Source organism: Lysobacter sp. KIS68-7 (genome assembly GCF_021284745.1).
Taxonomy (GTDB): domain Bacteria; phylum Pseudomonadota; class Gammaproteobacteria; order Xanthomonadales; family Xanthomonadaceae; genus Noviluteimonas.
This window is the reverse complement of record NZ_CP089925.1, coordinates 1,076,089-1,093,722: the sequence shown is the minus strand read 5'-3', so window position 1 is coordinate 1,093,722 and position 17,634 is coordinate 1,076,089. Positions and strand designations below refer to the sequence as shown.

Here is a 17,634-nt window from a genome sequence, read left to right as displayed (position 1 = left end):
CTTACTTCGTCGTCGTCGACGCGGCCGACTGTACCGGCTTGCCGTCCGCATCGACGATGGTCACCGTGCCCAGGTTCAGCGCGCGCACGGACTTCTCGATCTTCGACAGGTCGCCCACGACCACGTAGGTCAGCGCGTTCGGATCGATGGCCTTGGCCGCATCCGCCACCTGCGCGGGCGTCAGGCCTTCGACTTCCTTCTCGCGGCGCTGCACGAAATCGTCCGGACGGTCGTAGCGCACGTTGCCGCCGAGGGTGGACATCACCGCGCCCGCGGTTTCGTACGAACCGGGGAGGCCGCGGATCTCCACCGCCTGGAACTTCTGCACTTCGTCGGCCGTCGGCGGCGCCTTGCCGTCGGCGAAGTTCGTGATCTCCTTGCGCATCTCGGCGAGCGATTCGGCGGTCTTGTCGATCTGCACCGCCGCGTACGCCATCCACGGGCGCTGGCCCTGTGCGTTGTTCAGCCAGCTGTAGGAACCGTAGGCCCAGTGCTTGTCTTCGCGCAGGTTCATGTTCAGGCGCGCGGAGAACTCGCCGCCCAGCACGGTGTTCGCGAATTCGAGCTTGGTGGCGTTCGGATCGCGCGTGGAAGGCATCAGCTGGCCGACATAGATGTTGGCCTGCACCGCGCCCGGCTGGTCGATCAGGTACACGCGCGGTTGCTTGGGCAGCGCAACCGCGGGAATCGCCGCGGCCTGCGTGCTCGTGCCATCGACCTTCCAGTCGCCGAAGTGCTTCTCGAGCAACGGCGTGATGTCCTTGAGCGTCGTGTCGCCCACGACCAGCAGCGTCGCGCCGTCCGGGCGCAGCCACGCGTGGTGGTAGCCGACCAGGTCGTCGCGCGTGAGCGATTGGATCGAGGCTTCGCTGCCCGTGCCGCTGAAGGGAATCGCATACGGATGGCCTTCGCCATACAGCAACGGCGGCAACACGCGACCGGCGGCGCCCTGCGGACGCGCCTTCTCCTGCTTGATGCCCGCGATCCACGTCGCCTTGACGCGATCGATTTCCTTCTGGTCGAAGCGCGGTGCGCGGATCATGTCCGCGAACAGTTCGAGCGAAGGATCGAGCTTTTCCTTCAGCGCCGACATATAGACCGTCGCGCCGTCGAGCGAAGCGGATGCACCGAGGTTCGCACCGAGCGCTTCGGCACGGTTGCCGAACGTGAGCGCGTCCATGCCGTCGGCGCCTTCGTCGAGCATGCCCATCGTGAAGCTGGAGGTGCCGAGCTTGTGGCCGAGGTCGGCCGCATAGCCGCCGTTGAACATGTAGCTCATCTGCACGACCGGGATGTCGTGGCGCTGCGCCAGGATCACCTTGGTGCCGTTGCTCAGCGTCGTGCGCTGCAGGCTCGGCCAGGTCAGCGAAGGGAAGGTGTCGGTGATCGGCACGCCCTTGCTGCGGTCGACGGTGCTCGCGGTCGTCTTGTACTTCGGATCCGCCTTCGGGATCACGAACGGCGCGGGCTTGCCGGCGGGTTCTTCCGGAATGTCGATGCGCTTGCCCGGATTGACGACAAGCACATGGTCGCCCTGCGACAACCAATCCTTGCCGGCCTTCTGCACGTCGGCGACCGACGCGGTCTCGATGGTCTTCAGGCTGTCGCGGAAGCAACCGGGGTCGCCGGTGAAGGTGGCGCATTCGGCGAGCGCGTCGGCCTTGCCGTTGACGCGTTCGATGCCGCGCACGAAGCCGGCCTTGAACACGGTGCGCGCCTGGTCGAGTTCGGCCGCCGTCGGTCCCTGCGCGATCAGCTTCTTCATTTCGTCGTCGATCGCGGCTTCGACCTTCTTCTCGTCCACGCCCTGCTTCACGTCGGCCTGGATGAGGAAGTTGGAACCGAGCTGCGAGCCGTACACCGCGGCGGACACCTTGTCGACGAGCTTGTCGTCGAACACCAGGCGCTTGTCGAGGCGCGAAGACTTGCTGCCGCCCAGCACCTGCGCGAACAGCTGCAGGCGATCGAGGTCCGGCACGCCGTATTCGGCGACGTTCCAGACGCGGTAGATGCGCGTCTGCGGCACCTTGTCTTCCGTCGTCGCGCGCGTGCTCTGCGTGCGGCGGGCGGGATCGACCTTCGGCTGCGCCATGGTCGGGCCGGCCGGGAGGTCGCCGAAGAATTCGGTCGCCTTCTTCTTCGCGGTTTCAAGGTCGATGTCGCCGGCGAGCACGAGCACGGCGTTGTTCGGGCCGTACCAGGTGCGGAACCAGTTCTTGACGTCTTCCAGCGACGCCGCGTTGAGGTCGTTCATCGACCCGATCGTGGTGTGGTGGTACGGGTGCGCCTCGGGATACATCGTCTTCTGCAGCTCGTCCCACACCTGGCCGTAAGGCTGGTTCTGGCCTTCGCGCTTTTCGTTCTGCACCACGCCGCGCTGTTCGTCGAGCACGGACTGGTCGATCGCGCCGACCAGGTGGCCCATGCGATCGGATTCCATCCACAGCGCGGTGTCGAGCGCGGTGGTCGGGACGTTCTCGTAATAGTTGGTGCGATCGGTGTTCGTCGTGCCGTTGAGGTCGGTGGCGCCGACGGTCTCCAGCGGCGGGAAGTAATCGCCCTTGTGGTTCTCCGAGCCGTTGAACATCAGGTGCTCGAACAGGTGCGCAAAGCCCGTGCGACCCGACGGCTCGTCCTTGCTGCCCACGTGGTACCAGAGGTTGACCGCGACGATCGGCGCCTTGCGATCGGTGTGCACGATCACGCGCAGGCCGTTGGGCAGGGTGAACGTTTCGTAGGGGATGTCGACCTTGGCCCCGGCCGGCACGTCGGCGTGCGCGGTCGTCGGGACGAAGGCCGTGCCACCGAGGGCGACGGACAGGGCGAGCGCGAGGGCGCCGGTGGTGAAGGGGCGGTGCGCGACGCGGGTCCTGCGGGTCGGGTTCATCGGGTGCGGCTCTCGGAGGTGCACAGGGGGGCACGATGCTAGCCGGACACTGCCGCCGATACACTAGGCCGGACGGCACCCCGAAGGATCGCGCATGGCCACAGGGATTCGACACAGCCTCGTCACCGGCGCGAACCGCGGCCTCGGCCTCGCTTTCGTCCGCCGCCTGCTCGCACGCGGCGATCGCGTGATCGCCACCGCGCGGCATCCGGGCAAGGCCACCGCCTTGAACACGCTTACCGGCGATTACCCCGGGCGCCTGCATGTGCTGCCACTGGACGTGGGCAACGACAAGTCGCGCGAGGAACTCGCACGCGAGTTGCCGCTGGTGCTGGACGATGCGCACCTCGACCTGCTCATCAACAACGCCGGCGTCCTGCACAGCGGCGAACGCTGGGGAAAACTGCAATCCGGCATCCTCGAAGACAGCCTGCGCGTGAATGCCGTGGGCCCGTTGTTCCTCACCCAGGCCATCGCACCGCTGCTCGCCGACGGTGCGACGGTGGCGAACATCTCCACGCAGATGGCGTCGATGGCCACGCGCACCGAATTCCGTTCGCCGAGCTATGCGATGAGCAAGGCCGCGCAGAACATGGCGACGGTGCAGATGGCCAAGGCGTTCGCACCGCGCCACATCAAGGTCGTCGCGTTGAATCCCGGCTGGGTGCGCACCGACATGGGCGGAACGGAAGGACAACTCACGCCCGAGGAATCGGCGGAAGGCCTGCTCAAGCTCATCGATGGCCTGCGCGAGGCGGACAGCGGGCGCTTCTTCGACTGGCAAGGCGAGGCCATGGCCTGGTGACCGGTGGCCGGACGTCCGCGGACACCTGTTTTCGCTGCGTGCGCCCCAGTGGAATCAACCACTTGCGATTGGCACGACTCCTGCGTTGATACACGCAACGAAGTGTCGGATGTCCGGCACGCCAAGGAGTCAAGGATGTCCATCCACACCCAACTGACGCGCGGCCTGGTCGCCCTCCCCGTCGCCGCATTGCTGCTCGCCGCCGGTGCGCTCTCCCCGGTCCGCTCGCTCCCCTGCCCCGTTCCGGGTGCCGAAACCGCCGAAGCGGCCGAGGCCACCGTGGCCCTTCCGCGGACGGTCGAGTTCCATTCGATGATCCCGGGCGCGCTGCACATCGTGAAGCACGTGAAGGTCGGCACCGGGACCTGAAGAGGGCCGGGCGCATTCGATAATGCGCCCATGTTCGACGTCATCCTCTTCCAGCCCGAGATCCCGCCCAACACGGGCAACGCCATCCGCCTCTGCGCGAACGCCGGTGCGAGACTGCACCTGGTCAAACCCCTGGGCTTCACGCTCGAAGACGCGCAACTGCGGCGCGCGGGGCTGGATTACCACGAGTACGCGCAGCTGCAGGTGCACGACACGCTCGACGCTGCGCTCATCGCCATCGCGCCGAAGCGCGTCTTCGCGTTGAGCACGCGCAACAGCGTGCGTTACGACATGCCAGCCTTCGCCCCCGGCGATGCCTTCCTCTTCGGTCCGGAAACGCGCGGCCTGCCCGACGACGTGCTGGCACGCATCCCCGACACGCAACGCCTGCGCCTGCCGATGCGGCCGCGAAATCGCAGCCTCAACCTGTCGAATGCGATCGCGGTGGTGGTGTTCGAAGCGTGGCGGCAGAACGGTTTCGACGGCGGCGCCTGAGCGTCACGCCGTCAACGCTTCCAGGAACTTGCGTCGCCACGCGGTGATGTCGTGGCGCTGCAGGCGCCGGAACAAGGTGCGCCAACGTTCCTTGCGCTCTTCCAGCGGCATCGCATGCGCGCGCGCGATGGCGTCGGCGACGCCGTCGAGGTCGTAGGGATTCACGATCAGCGCTTCGTGCATTTCCGCCGCGGCACCCGCGAACCGCGAGAGCACCAGCACGCCCGGATCGTGCGGATCCTGCGCAGCGATGAATTCCTTCGCCACCAGGTTCATGCCGTCGCGCAGCGGCGTGACGAGCCCGAGTTGCGCCTGCCGATAGAAGCCGGTCAGCACGCCATGCGAGAAATCGCGATTGACGTAGCGCACCGGCGTCCAGTCTGGCGCGGCATGGCGGCCGTTGATGTGGCCCGCGAGGCCTTCGAGTTCGCGCCGCAGCGCCTGGTATTCGGGCACTTCGCTGCGCGAGACAGGGGCGAGTTGCAGGAAGGTCATCTGCCCGTGCAGCTCGGGGAAGCGATCGAGGAAGTGTTCGAACGCGCGGAAGCGATCCGGCAGGCCCTTGGAGTAGTCGAGGCGATCCACGCCGATGGCGAGCACGCGCGAGCCAAGACTCTCGCGCAGGCGACGCACCGACGCGCGCGTCACCGCCGCCTCGGCCTGGCGCGCGATCAGGTTCGCATCGATGCTGATGGGGAAGGCGCCCGCGCGGAACTCGCGCCCGTCCGCCGAACGCATGCGCCCGTCCGCGAACGCGCGGCCACCACCGTACAGGCGCGTGTAGCTCTGGAAACGATCCAGGTCGCGCTCGGTCTGGAAGCCGACGAGGTCGTAGGACGAGAGCGCGCCGAACAGCACGTCGTGGTTCGGCATCGCCGCCAGCAGGTCCGAAGAGGGCATCGGCACGTGCAGGAAGAAGCCGATGCGATTGCCCACGCCGAGTGCGCGCAGGCTCTGGCCGAGCGGGATGAGGTGGTAGTCCTGTACCCAGATGATGTCGTCCTCGCGCAGCAGCGGCGCGAGCTTTTCGGCGAACAGCGCGTTGACACGGTAATAGCCTTCGTAGGTGTCGCGCCGGTAGTCGACGAGATCGAGGCGGAAGTGCAGCAGCGGCCAGAGCGTGCGGTTCGCGAAGCCGTTGTAGTAGTGGTCGAAGTCCTCGTGCGACAGGTCCATCGTCGTGTAGGTCAGCGATCCATCGCGCAGCGTGTGCAGCGCACCGGACGCATCGCGCACGCGCTTGCCGCTCCAGCCGAACCACAGGCCTTCGGATTCGCGCATCGCCGCGCGCATCGCCACGGCGAGCCCGCCCGCGCGCGGCTCCGCAGGAAGCGCCACGCGGTTGGACACCACGACGAGGCGACTCATGGTCGCCCCTCGCTCACGTCGCGTCCTGCCAGGGCCGCGAGAGCCGCATCGCGGCGCTGATCAGGCCGACGTGCGAATAGGTCTGCGGGAAGTTGCCCCAGGCTTCGCCATCTTCGAAGCCGAGGTCTTCCGACAGCAGGCCCAGCGGATTGCGCCGCGCGAGCACGGTTTCGAACAGGGCGCGCGCTTCTTCGTGCCGACCAATCGATGCCAGCGCTTCCACGTACCAGAACGTGCAGATGGTGAAGCTGGTTTCCGGTGCACCGAAATCGTCGGGCGCGATGTAGCGATACAAGCCGTGGCCACGGCGCAGGCCCTTGCCGATCGCTTCCACCGTGGCGACGTAGCGCGGATCGTCGGCGGCGATGAATCCGGTGTCGGCGAGCAGCAGCAGGCTCGCATCGAGGCGGTCGCCGCCGAAGGCATCGGCGAAGTGCCCGCGTTCTTCGTTCCAGGCCGAGGCGAGGACTTTCTCGCGGATGCGCTCCGCACGGCCGCGCCAATGCTGCGCGCGTTCGGTCAGTCCGAAGCGCATGGCCACCTTCGCCAAGCGGTCGCATGCGGCCCAGCACATCACCGACGAGTACGTGTGCACCGACGCGCGCCCGCGGAATTCCCAGAGGCCCGCATCCGGCTGGTCGTGCATCAGCCAGGCTTGTTCGCCCAGCGGTTCCAGTCGCGCGAAGGTCGCTGCGTCACCCGGCTTCTGCAGGCGCTGGTCGAAGAACAACTGCGTGGAGGCGAGCATCACGCTGCCATAGACGTCGTGCTGCACTTGCTTCCACGCCAGGTTGCCGACGCGCACGGGGCCCATGCCGCGATATCCCGCGAGGTGCTCGGCTTCCTCTTCGTGCAGTTCCGCTTCGAAGCCGATGCCGTACAGCGGCTGCAGGTCCTTGCGTTCGCCGGTGACGAGGTTGAAGACGTAGCGGATGTATTCCTCCATCGTCAGCGTGGCGCCGAGGCGGTTCAACGCACGCACGACGAATGCGGCGTCGCGCAGCCAGCAGTAGCGGTAGTCCCAGTTGCGCGTGGTGTGCGGCGCTTCCGGGATGGAGGTGGTCATCGCGGCGATGATCGCGCCGGTGTCTTCGTACTGGCACAGCTTCAATGTGATCGCGCTGCGGATCACCGCGTCCTGCCACTCCAGCGGGATGGAGAGATAGCGCACCCATTCGCGCCAATAGATCGTCGTGCGCTCTTCCGCGTCGCGGATGAAGGCCCCGATGGGTTGCGTCAGCGTTTCGTCGGGGCCGAGGACGAAATGCAGTTCGCGATCGAGCACGAAGGGCAGTTCGTCCCGCACCATGCGCAGCGAGAGGTCGGTGGTCAGGCGCAGCACGTGGCCCGGCAACAACCACCGCATGTGGTTGCTGCCCCAGGTGCGTTCGGGTTCGCGCGCGCCCCAATCGGCGAGCGGTTGCAGGCGGACGCGGATGCGCGGCGCGCCTGCAAGCGGACGCACGCGGCGGAACAGCCCGACGGGGCGGTACAGGCGGTTGTAGTGGCGCCAGCGCGGCGCGAAGTCGGTGATCTCCACCACGCCGCCCTGCGTATCGCGCAGGAGCGTCTTGAGGATCGCGGTATTCGGCACGTACTGCTGCTCGCTGGAAGCGAACTGTTCGAGCTCGACCGTCCACTCGCCGCCCTCGCGCTTGGGCGAAAGCAATCCACAGAAGGCCGGATCGCCATCGAAGGCCGGGAGGCAGCACCACACCACGCTGCCAATGCTGTCGATCAGCGCACCGAAAGTCCCGTTGCCGATGACGCCGAGGTCGAGGTTCGCCGGTTGCTTCATGCATGCACTCCATCGGAAACGACCGCGCGCGCGATCCAGTCGCGCACTGCCGCGGGATCGGCCAGGTGCCAGCGCGCCTCGCTGCGCAGGCGCGGGCCGACGAGGATGCTCAGGCCGTCGTGTGCGTTGACGACGGCGAAGGCGTGTTCGTCGGTGAGGTCGTCGCCGACGAACACGGGCGTGCGACCGCGGAACGGCGATTGCGCGAGGAAGCCTTCGACTGCGCTGCCTTTGTCGGGCGTCGCGCCGCCGGGGCGCAGCTCCAGCACGTGGTCGCCACCCTGCACGCGATAGTCGGGCAGCACGCGCAATGCAGCGGCGGCGAATGCGCGAAACGCATCCTGCGCGATGGGCGCCCCCCGCCAGTGCAAGGCCAGGTTCGGCCCCTTGCGTTCGACGATGGCCCCAGGATAGGCAGCGGCGATGTGCAAGGCTTCGGCGGCGACCGTCCTCAGCGACTCCGGCGCATCGGGCGCATGGGTGCGCCGTCCGTCCAGTTCACGGCGCTCCAGCCCATGCATGCCGGCCGCGGGAAGATGGTGCAGCTCACCGAACACCGCGTCGATCGCATCGAGCGAACGCCCGCTCACCAATGCGAGCGCCCCATCGAGCTGCTTCGCCAGTTGCGCGATGTGCTCCTGCAGCCGCGCAGGCACGACGACACCGGACGGGTGCGGCGCGAAATCGAGCAGGCAACCATCGACGTCGAGGAACAGGGCCCAATCGTGCGCGGGCAGTGGCGGCGACGGACGCTGTTGTTCCGTGTCGTGCGATTCCATCCGGCCGATTGTGGTGACGGCCGCGTGAGAACCGGGTGGACGCGCGTGCGATGTCAGGCGGAGAAGCCGCTTCCCGGATCACCGCCGGTTCGCGTCGCTTGCCCCGGATGTCCCAGTTCGCGCGGATCGCCACCGACGCGGATGCGGTTGTCGACCTCCGACACACCAGCCACGCGATGCGCGATCTCTTCCGCATCGTGCTTCATCGAGCGCTCGGGCACCCAACCGTTGAGCGTGACGTGGCCTTCGGTGACGGCCACGATGACGGCGCTGGCATCGATGGTGTCGGCGCCGGTCAGGCGTTCGTGCAGGTCTTCTTCGATGCGCCAGTCGGCGCGCCAGCGATCCTTCGGTCCCACGCCGGCGTAACCGCCCATTTTCAGGTGTTCGCCGTAACCGCCCTGCCCCGCGTAGCCGAATCCGTCGCCGGCATCGACGTCGCCGAAGCTCCGGTTGGTCAGCGACGGGAGGTTCTCGTACAACTCGCGGCGCTCCATGCGGACATCGCGATCGTGCGGTCGGGCGTCGGCGCGCGGTTCGCGCCATTCCACCGGGCGGTGCCTGCGGTCGTGGGAGTCGTTGTGCGGTTCGCGTGGCATGGACGTGCTCCGTGTCTTGTGCGGCGCGGACGGTAGCGCCCGTCGCGTGATGGCGCGGCGATGCACGCAGCGCGCCTGAATGCGGTAACCACGCGAACATCGCGGTTCGCAAACGCTGGCTTTACGGCGGTCCTTCTAGCCTGCTGGTCCGGCCGCGAAGGGGCGGCAGACGGGATCGGATCGCTTTGAAGATTGCCCAGGTCACACCGCTGTACGAAGCGGTTCCCCCCAAGTTGTATGGCGGCACCGAACGCGTGGTCGCCTGGCTGTGCGATGCGCTCGTCGATGCGGGGCACGAGGTGACGTTGTTCGCTTCCGCCGATGCGGAAACCAAGGCGACGCTGGTGCCCGTACGCGACCAGGCCATCCGCCTGGATCCGGCCGAACTCAAGTCCGACCTCGCCGCGCACCTCGGGATGTTGCAGGAAGTGCGCAGCCGCATGGCCGATTTCGACGTGCTGCATTTCCACGTCGACATGATCCACTTCCCCTTCTTCGAGGACTGCGCCGAACGCACGCTCACGACGCTGCATGGTCGGCTGGATCTCAAGGACCTGCCGGGCGTGTACCGGCGGTGGCGGCAGTTCCCGCTCGCGTCGATCTCGATGGACCAGCGCAAGCCCCTGCGCAATGCGAACTGGCTCGGGTGCGTGCACCATGGACTGCCGGAGTCGCTGTGCCGCTTCACTGCGCACCCGACGGGCGATTACCTGGCCTTCCTCGGACGCATCTCTCCGGAGAAGCGCGTGGATCGCGCGATCGCGATTGCGCGCCGCGTGGGCCTGCCGCTGAAGGTGGCCGCGAAGATCGACACCGCCGACAAGGCCTACTACGAGCGCGAGATCGAACCCTTGCTCGCGCATGCGCACGTGGAATTCGTCGGCGAGATCAACGATGCGCAGAAGCCGGAGTTCCTGGGCAACGCGCGCGCACTGTTGTTCCCGATCGACTGGCCGGAGCCCTTCGGCCTGGTGATGATCGAAGCGATGGCCTGCGGTACGCCCGTGGTCGCCTGGAACTGCGGGTCGGTGCCGGAAGTCCTGGACGACCATGTCACCGGACGCATCGTCGACAACGAAGACGACGCGGTGGCGGCGACGCGCGAGGTGATCGGCTACGACCGCGCCACCGTGCGCGCGACCTACGAACGGCGTTTCACCGCACGCGCGATGGCCGATCGTTACGTGCAGTTGTACGACCGCCTCGCGGCGGGGCGCGAGACCGACTTCGGGCTGCGGCTGGCCTGAGCGATGGATCCGGCCGCGACCGCAGCGTTGTATGCGAGCCATGTGCTGAAGGACGGCGACAGCTTCCTCGTCGCCAACGGGTACGGCGACATCGACGAAGGCAGCACGGGCCTGTTCCGCGACGACACGCGCTTGCTGTCGGTGTTCCGTTTGCGCCTGGCCGAAACCCAGCCGGCGTTGCTCAGCGCCGCGGTGACCGACGACAACGTGTTCTTCATGGCGCACATGACGAACCGGCCGTTGCCGGAACTCGGCGCGCCGCCTGCGCCGCACGGGTTGATCCATGTGCTGCGCTCGCGCTTCCTGTACGAGGAACGCCTGTTCGAACGCGTCGGCTTCGTGAACTACGGCAACCAATCAGTCGTCGCGCCCTTGCGCATCGAAGTGGCGGCCGATTTCCGCGACATGTTCGAAGTGCGCGGGCAGGTGCGCGCCGCGCGCGGCACCCTGCTCGACAAGGAAACCATCGGCGGTCCGCAGGGCGTCGTGTTCCGTTACCGCGGGCTCGACGATGTCGTGCGCAGCTCGGTGGTGGCGTTCTCGCGCACGGCATCGCGCGTGGACGGCAACCTGTTCGAATTCCTGCTGAAGCTCGCGCCCGGCGCGAAGGAGGAAGTGTTCATCGAGGTAGGCAGCGAACCTGGCGAGCCGCCGACGCGCGCACGCTATCGCACCGCTGCGGCCTGTGCGCGGCGCCGCATGCGCGCACGGAGCCGACGCGGCGCGCGCGTCCGCAGTCGCGGGCCCCTGTTCGATGCGTGGATGCAACGCTCGCGCGCGGACCTGGCGCTGCTCACCAGCGAACTGGAGACCGGTCCTTATCCGTACGCGGGCATCCCCTGGTTCTCCACGCCCTTCGGCCGCGATGCGGTGATCACCGCACTGCAGACCTTGTGGCTCGATCCGGGCATCGCGCGCGGCGTGCTCGGTTTCCTCGCCGCGCACCAGGCGCAGGAGGAGTCCTCGTTCCTGGATTCGGCGCCGGGCAAGATCATGCACGAGACGCGGCGCGGCGAGATGTCCGCGCTGAAGGAGCTGCCCTTCGGTCGTTATTACGGCGGCGTGGATACGACCCCCTTGTTCGTCATGCTCGCCGGTGCGTATGCGCGACGCACGGGCGAACTGGAGTTCGTCGAATCCTTGTGGCCTGCGTTGCTGGCCGCGACCGCATGGATCGAGCGCGTGTGCGATGCCAACCAGTTCGGTCTGCTCGATTACGCGCGCGGCGAGAACAGCGGCCTGTCGAACCAGGGCTGGAAGGACAGCGAGGACTCGGTCTTCCACGACGACGGTCGCTTCCCGCCCGGCCCCATCGCGCTGGTCGAAGTGCAGGGCTACGCCTTCGCCGCGTTCCGCGCGATGGCCGAGCTGTCGATGCGCCGGCACGACGCGCAGGCGGCGAACCATTGGGAAGCACGCGCCGAACGCATGCGCAGGACGGTGGAAGACAAGTTCTGGATGCCGGCGCACGGGTTCTATGGCATCGCGATCGATGGCGAAGGCGCGTTGTGCGCCGTGCGTTCCAGCAATCCGGGGCACCTGCTGTATTGCGGCCTGCCTGCGGTGGAGCGCGCCGATGCCGTGGCGCAGCAGCTGATGACGCCCGCCTTCCACACCGGTTGGGGCCTGCGCACGCTGGCGATGGGTGAAGCGCGCTACAACCCGATGTCCTATCACAACGGCTCGGTGTGGCCGCACGACAGCGCCTTGTGTGCGGCAGGCATCTCGCGCTACGGGCATCGCGATGCGGTGGTGCTGCTGTTGCGCAGCGCGTTCGAGTCGGCGGTGAACTTCGACATGCGCCTGCCGGAGTTGTTCTGCGGCTTCCCGCGCGTGCAGGGCGCGCCGCCGATCGCCTACCCCGTCGCCTGCATGCCCCAGGCCTGGGCGGCGGGTGCGCCGTTCATGCTGCTGCGGTCTTGCCTCGGGGTGAAGATCGATGGCATGCGCGGCGAGATCGATGTCGATCGCCCTCGCCTTCCCGTCGGCATCGACGAGGTCCGCGTGCATGACATCGCGTTGGGCGAAGGCCGCATCGATCTCACGTTCCGCCGCGTGGGCGCGCGCATCGGCGTGTTCGTCGACGCCCGCGGCGGCGCGGTGCCACCCGTTCGCCTGCGCGCCTAGATCTCGTAAGCCGACTCGCCATGCGCGCTGATGTCGAGCCCTTCGCGCTCGGCGTCGTGGTCCACGCGCAAGCCGCGCACGCGATGCGCGATCTGGAACGCCGCGAAGGCCACCAGGCCCGACCACGCGATCGTCAGCACCACGCCCAGCACCTGCACGCCGACCTGGTGCGCGATGGCGAAGTCCGCTGCACCGGTGCCGCCGAGCGCGGGCGAAGTGAACACGCCCGTGAGCACCGCGCCGACGATGCCGCATACGCCATGGATGCCGAACACATCCAGCGAGTCGTCCGCGCGCAGGTGGCGCTTCAATGCATTCACGCCCCAGAAGCCCGCGACGCCACCAAACGCGCCGATGACCAGCGCACCGCCCACGCCCACGGTGCCGCACGCCGGTGTGATCGCCACCAGGCCCGCCACCGCACCCGACGCCGCACCGAGCATCGAAGCACGCCCGCGCAGCATCGCTTCCACCGCGCTCCACGCAAGCACCGCTGCCGCCGCGGCGAGCAAGGTATTCACGAAGGCCAGCGCCGCCGTACCGTTCGCTTCCAGCGCGGACCCCGCGTTGAAGCCGAACCAGCCGACCCACAACAGCGACGCACCGACGAACGTCAGCGGCAGGTTGTGCGGCGACAACCGCTCGCGCCCGAAGCCGATGCGCGGCCCGAGCATGTAAGCGCCCACCAACCCGGCGACGCCCGCGTTGATGTGCACCACCGTGCCGCCCGCGAAATCGAGCGCGCCCATGCGGAACAACCACCCGTTGCCCGCCCACACCATGTGCGCGAGCGGGAGATAGGCGAAGGTGAACCAGATCGCGGCGAACAGCAGCACCGCAACGAACTTCGCGCGCTCGGCGATCGCGCCCACCACGAGCGCGCAACTGATGGCGGCGAAGGCGCCCTGGAAGGCGACGTAGGCGAGCTCGGGAATGCGTGCAGCACTGAACGTCGCGACGCTCGAGCCGGGCGTGACGCCGAGCAGCATCGCCTTGCCGAAACCGCCGATCCACGCATTGCCGCCATCGAAGGCCAGCGAGTATCCGTAGACCGCCCATAGCACGAGTGCGAGCGAGGCCACGACGAGGACCTGCATCAGCACCGAGAGGATGTTCTTCGCGCGGACGAGGCCGCCGTAGAAGAGCGCAAGGCCGGGGACGATCATGAGCATGACGAGCGTGGTCGCCATGAACATCCATGCGGTGTCGCCCTTGTCGACCATCGCAATCTCCCCGGATTGAAACCCGCCCCTGCGTTGCGCAGGGGCGGGGCGGAACGATTACAGCGTGTAGTACATCTGGTACTCGAGCGGGTGCGTCGCGGCGCGGAAGCGCGTGACTTCCTGCATCTTCAGCGCGATGTAGCCGTCGATGAAGTCGTCGGTGAACACGCCGCCGGCCTTGAGGAAGTCGCGGTCCTTGTCGAGCGCTTCGAGCGCCTGGTCCAGCGAGTGGCAGACGGTCGGGATGCCCTTCTCTTCTTCCGGCGGCAGGTCGTACAGGTCCTTGTCGCTCGGCGCGCCCGGATCGATCTGGTTCTTGATGCCATCCAGGCCCGCCATCATCAGCGCGGCGAAAATCAGGTAACCGGAGTTCATCGGATCGGGGAAGCGGATCTCGATGCGGCGCGCCTTCGGGTTCGACACATACGGGATGCGGCAGGAAGCCGAGCGATTGCGCGCCGAGTAGGCGAGCATCACCGGCGCCTCGTAGCCCGGGACCAGGCGCTTGTACGAGTTGGTCGTGGAGTTGGCGAACGCGTTGATCGCGCGCGCGTGCTTGAAGATGCCGCCGATGTACCACAGCGCCATCTGCGACAGGCCGCCGTAGCCGTCGCCCGAGAACAGGTTCACGCCGCCCTTGGCGAGCGACTGGTGCACGTGCATGCCGCTGCCGTTGTCGCCGACCAGCGGCTTAGGCATGAAGGTGACGGTCTTGCCGTTGCGGTGGGCGACGTTCTTGATGACGTACTTCATCGTCAGCAGCTCGTCGGCCTTCTTCACCAGCGAGTTGAACTTGGTACCGATTTCGCACTGGCCCGCGTTCGCCACTTCGTGGTGGTGCACTTCGACTTCCATACCCACTTCTTCCAGCGTCTTGCACATCTCGGCGCGCAGGTCGTGCAGCGAATCCAGCGGCGCGACGGGGAAGTAGCCGCCCTTCACCATCGGGCGATAGCCGGTGTTGCCGCCTTCGTATTCACGGCCCGAGTTCCACGCGGCTTCTTCCGAATCGACGTGGAAGAAAGTGTGGCCCATGTCGTTCGCGAAGCGGACGCTGTCGAAGATGAAGAATTCCGGCTCCGGGCCGAAGAAGGCCTGGTCGGCGATGCCGCTGGACTTGAGGAAGGCTTCGGCGCGCTTGGCCACGCCGCGCGGATCGCGGCCGTAGGCCTGCATGGTGGCCGGGTCGAGGATGTCGCAGGTCAGCACGAGCGTCGGATCGGCGGTGAACGGATCCAGGAACGCGGTGGTCGAGTCGGGGAGCAGCACCATGTCCGATTCGTTGATGCCCTTCCAGCCGGAGATCGACGAGCCGTCGAACATCTTGCCGTCCTCGAACAGCGAGGCGTCGACGATCGACTTCGGGAAGGTCACGTGGTGCTGGACGCCACGCATGTCGCAGAAGCGCAGGTCGACGAATTCGACCTTGTGGTCCTTGATGAGCTTTTCGACGTGTTCGAGGGACATGGGCGGGTTTCCTGCTTGGGAGGGATGACCGGACGGGCCGGGACCGCTTCTACAGAGCAAGCCGCGTGCCAACCCTTCTGGCCGCGCAAAGCATTGATTCGCAAGGATTACCGGCCGTTCGCGCAAACGTCGTGCACGAATTTGGTGCGCCCGCGGATCGCATTTGCACCCTTTTGCACCGCAAGCGGCCGTGATCCCGCCCGCCACGCGCGATGCCCTACGATGCGCGCTGCTTCTGCCCCTTTCCGTCCCGGCACCCAATGACCGACCTCCTCGCCGCGCTCCTGCTCGGCATCATCGAAGGCATCACCGAGTTCCTCCCGATTTCGAGCACCGGCCACCTGCTGATCGCCGAGCGCTGGCTCGGACATCGCAGCGACCTGTTCAACGTCGCCATCCAGGCCGGCGCGATCCTCGCCGTCGTGCTGATCTACCGGCAGCGCCTGTGGCAACTCGCCGACAGCTTCCTGCACCCCGCGCGCGCCGAACCGGTGCACGGGCAGTCGCCGCGCGATTACGCGTGGAAGCTCGCGGTGGCCTTCGGCGTGACCGCGGTGCTGGGCCTGGTGGTGAAGAAACTCGGCTTCGAATTGCCCGAGGAAGTCGCGCCCGTCGCCTGGGCGCTGGTGATCGGTGCGATCTGGATGGTGATCGCCGAACAGCTCGCAGCGAAGCGCGCGCAGGCGCTGGGCGAACGCAGCGAGATTACGTGGCTGGTTGCGGTGCTCGTCGGTGTCGCGCAGGTCGTTGCGGGTGTGTTCCCGGGCACGTCGCGTTCGGCGTCGACGATCTTCGTTGCGCTGTTGCTCGGCACGACCAACCGCGCGGCCGCAACGGAGTTCGCCTTCCTTGTCGGCATCCCGACGATGTTCGCGGCGACCGGCTACGAGCTGCTGCATGTCGCGCGCGCCGGCGGGCTCGCCGGTGAAGACTGGAGCGCGCTCGCCGTCGCCTTCGTGGCGTCCGCGCTGACCGCCTTCATCGCGGTGAAGTGGCTGCTGCGCTACATCCAGTCGCACACCTTCACGGTGTTCGCGATCTATCGCGTGATCCTCGGCGTGGCCCTGCTGGCCTTCCTGCCGCGCTGAGGCGTCAGAGCGTGCGGGTCTGCCCGCCGTCCACGTCCACGATCGCGCCTTGCATGTAGCTGGCGCGATCGGAGGCGAGGAAGGCGACGACCTCCGCGATTTCTTCCGGCCGGCCGAAGCGCGCGACGCGCAGTTCGCGCGCAAGTTCGGTGGCCGCGGCTCCGGGTTCGATGCCCCGCTCCGCCGCGAGCCGATCGATGCGCACCTGCGTGCGCTCGGTCGCGATGGCGCTCGGGTTCACTGCATTCACGCGCACGCCGTCGCGCACGCCGCGATCGGCCAGCGCCTTGGTGAAGTTGAGCAGCGCCGCGTTGACGCTGCCGCCGATGGTGAATTCCGCGCTGCCGGTGCGTCCGCCGATGCCCGCGATGTTCACGATGCAGCCTTGCGTGGCGACGAGGTGCGGCCACGCCACGCGACACAAGCGTGTGGCGCCAAAGAACTTGAGTGCGAAGCCTTCGCGCCAGGCCGCGTCGTCGAAGGCGAGGAAATCACCGCGCGGGGTCGCGCCCGCGTTGTTCACCACGATGTCGATGCGACCGAAACGCTGCACTGCGATGTCGACCAGGTGCGCCGCAGCCTCCGCTTGCGTGAGATCGCAGGGCACCGCAACGGACGCCACCGGCAGCGCATCGACCACCGCCTGCAAGGCCTCCGCGGAACGCGCCGCCGCCACCACGTGCACGCCGTCGGCCGCGAGGGCCTTTGCGATCGCCGCTCCGATGCCGCGGCTCGCACCCGTGACGAGCGCGACGCGCGCGCTCACCCCTTGACCTTCGGATTCAGCGAGTAGGTGCCGTAGATCGCCGCTTCGGTGATTTCATGCGGCTGCAGCGCGTGGAAGACATCGGCCGCGGTGAAGTCGTCCGGCAATTCGAGCTTCGGCACGCGCAGCGCGAACAGGCGGAAGAAATACCGATGCAGGCGCAGGTCGTTGGACGGCGGATACGGGCCGTCGTAACCGCGCCAGTCGCCGCCCATGTCCGCGTCGCCCGCGAACCAGCCGGTGTAATCGTTGAGGCCCTGGCGCGCACCGGCCGGGCCCTTCGGCGTTTGCTTGCCGCGCTTGGTGATGCCATCGCTGGCGCTGCCCGCTTCGATCGCCTGCACGTTCGCGGGAATGTCCACCATCGCCCAATGCACGAAATCGGCGCGCGGTTGTTCGACCGGAATCTCCAGGTCGTCGCGCCCCACCGTCGACGGATCGGTCGGCACGTCGGTGTCGATGCACAGCAGCACGAACGACTGCGTGCCTTCCGGCGCATCCGCCCACGCGAGGTGCGGATTGCGGTTGCCGCCGAATCCTTCCGGCGCGCCCATCGCGAATTCCGAGGGAATGCGGTGGCGGTGTTCGAAACTGTCGCTCCAGATGCGCATGTGGC

Annotated in this window: 14 protein-coding genes and 1 pseudogene; 6 read left to right on the top strand and 9 right to left on the bottom strand. The window is 67.4% G+C overall.

From position 1 onward, the window contains the following. Position 1: 1 nt before the first annotated feature. On the bottom strand, positions 2–2,887 hold the full coding sequence (locus LVB87_RS05155; protein WP_232899837.1) for a pitrilysin family protein: 2,886 nt from the start codon (positions 2,885–2,887) through the stop codon (positions 2–4). 94 nt (positions 2,888–2,981) lie between these two features. Between LVB87_RS05155 and LVB87_RS05150 the strand changes: the two genes are divergently transcribed. The 3 genes from LVB87_RS05150 (at position 2,982) to LVB87_RS05140 (ending at position 4,556) form a co-directional block, all read left to right on the top strand. Further along, positions 2,982–3,692: an SDR family oxidoreductase gene (locus LVB87_RS05150; protein ID WP_232899836.1), complete on the top strand. Its 711-nt coding sequence runs from the start codon at positions 2,982–2,984 to the stop codon at positions 3,690–3,692. A 135-nt stretch (positions 3,693–3,827) separates the two neighbouring features. Continuing rightward, positions 3,828–4,061: a hypothetical protein gene (locus LVB87_RS05145; protein WP_232899835.1), complete on the top strand. Its 234-nt coding sequence runs from the start codon at positions 3,828–3,830 to the stop codon at positions 4,059–4,061. A 30-nt stretch (positions 4,062–4,091) separates the two neighbouring features. Beyond that, positions 4,092–4,556 (top strand): tRNA (cytidine(34)-2'-O)-methyltransferase, encoded by a 465-nt coding sequence (locus tag LVB87_RS05140; protein WP_232899834.1) that lies wholly within the window; start codon positions 4,092–4,094, stop codon positions 4,554–4,556. Between the two features lie 3 nt (positions 4,557–4,559). Here the strand turns inward: LVB87_RS05140 and otsA are convergent, their stop codons facing one another. Genes otsA through LVB87_RS05120 form a run of 4 tightly spaced genes read right to left on the bottom strand, consistent with a single transcriptional unit; the run spans position 4,560 to position 9,100 of the window. Next, positions 4,560–5,924 carry an alpha,alpha-trehalose-phosphate synthase (UDP-forming) gene (gene otsA, locus LVB87_RS05135; protein ID WP_232899833.1) on the bottom strand — a complete coding sequence of 455 codons (1,365 nt, stop codon included), beginning with the start codon at positions 5,922–5,924 and terminating at the stop codon, positions 4,560–4,562. A 13-nt stretch (positions 5,925–5,937) separates the two neighbouring features. Beyond that, positions 5,938–7,722, bottom strand: a complete 1,785-nt coding sequence (locus LVB87_RS05130; protein ID WP_232899832.1) for a glycoside hydrolase family 15 protein — start codon at positions 7,720–7,722, stop codon at positions 5,938–5,940. Next, a complete protein-coding gene (gene otsB / locus LVB87_RS05125) occupies positions 7,719–8,501 on the bottom strand; it encodes a trehalose-phosphatase (RefSeq protein WP_232899831.1) in 783 nt (260 codons plus the stop codon). The genes LVB87_RS05130 and otsB overlap by 4 nt, the downstream gene beginning before the upstream one ends. Before the next feature lie 53 nt (positions 8,502–8,554). Next, the gene (locus tag LVB87_RS05120; protein ID WP_232899830.1) at positions 8,555–9,100 is read right to left on the bottom strand and encodes a BON domain-containing protein; all 546 of its coding nucleotides are present in this window, start codon (positions 9,098–9,100) and stop codon (positions 8,555–8,557) included. A 185-nt stretch (positions 9,101–9,285) separates the two neighbouring features. On the opposite strand from LVB87_RS05120, the gene LVB87_RS05115 reads away from it, so the two are divergent. Together LVB87_RS05115 and LVB87_RS05110 are read left to right on the top strand one after the other, a co-directional pair. Next, entirely contained in the window at positions 9,286–10,347 is a 1,062-nt protein-coding gene (locus LVB87_RS05115; protein WP_232899829.1) for a glycosyltransferase family 4 protein, read from the top strand. Positions 10,348–10,350: 3 nt separating this feature from the next. After that, positions 10,351–12,474 (top strand): amylo-alpha-1,6-glucosidase, encoded by a 2,124-nt coding sequence (locus LVB87_RS05110; protein ID WP_232899828.1) that lies wholly within the window; start codon positions 10,351–10,353, stop codon positions 12,472–12,474. Here the strand turns inward: LVB87_RS05110 and amt are convergent. Then, positions 12,471–13,697, bottom strand: a pseudogene (gene amt / locus LVB87_RS05105) (ammonium transporter); the annotation flags it as partial. The gene LVB87_RS05110 and the pseudogene amt sit on opposite strands and share 4 nt — an antisense overlap. A 57-nt stretch (positions 13,698–13,754) precedes the next feature. Then, positions 13,755–15,164 (bottom strand): type I glutamate--ammonia ligase, encoded by a 1,410-nt coding sequence (gene glnA / locus LVB87_RS05100; protein ID WP_232899827.1) that lies wholly within the window; start codon positions 15,162–15,164, stop codon positions 13,755–13,757. A gap of 260 nt (positions 15,165–15,424) precedes the next feature. On the opposite strand from glnA, the gene LVB87_RS05095 reads away from it, so the two are divergent. Further along, complete coding sequence (locus LVB87_RS05095) at positions 15,425–16,252, top strand: undecaprenyl-diphosphate phosphatase (RefSeq protein WP_232899826.1); 828 nt, start codon at positions 15,425–15,427, stop codon at positions 16,250–16,252. Between the two features lie 4 nt (positions 16,253–16,256). On the opposite strand, the gene LVB87_RS05090 is transcribed toward LVB87_RS05095, so the two are convergent. After that, the gene (locus LVB87_RS05090) at positions 16,257–17,018 is read right to left on the bottom strand and encodes an SDR family oxidoreductase (protein WP_232899825.1); all 762 of its coding nucleotides are present in this window, start codon (positions 17,016–17,018) and stop codon (positions 16,257–16,259) included. Continuing rightward, entirely contained in the window at positions 17,015–17,629 is a 615-nt protein-coding gene (locus tag LVB87_RS05085) for a YbhB/YbcL family Raf kinase inhibitor-like protein (RefSeq protein WP_232899824.1), read from the bottom strand. The genes LVB87_RS05090 and LVB87_RS05085 overlap by 4 nt, the downstream gene beginning before the upstream one ends. Positions 17,630–17,634: the final 5 nt, after the last annotated feature.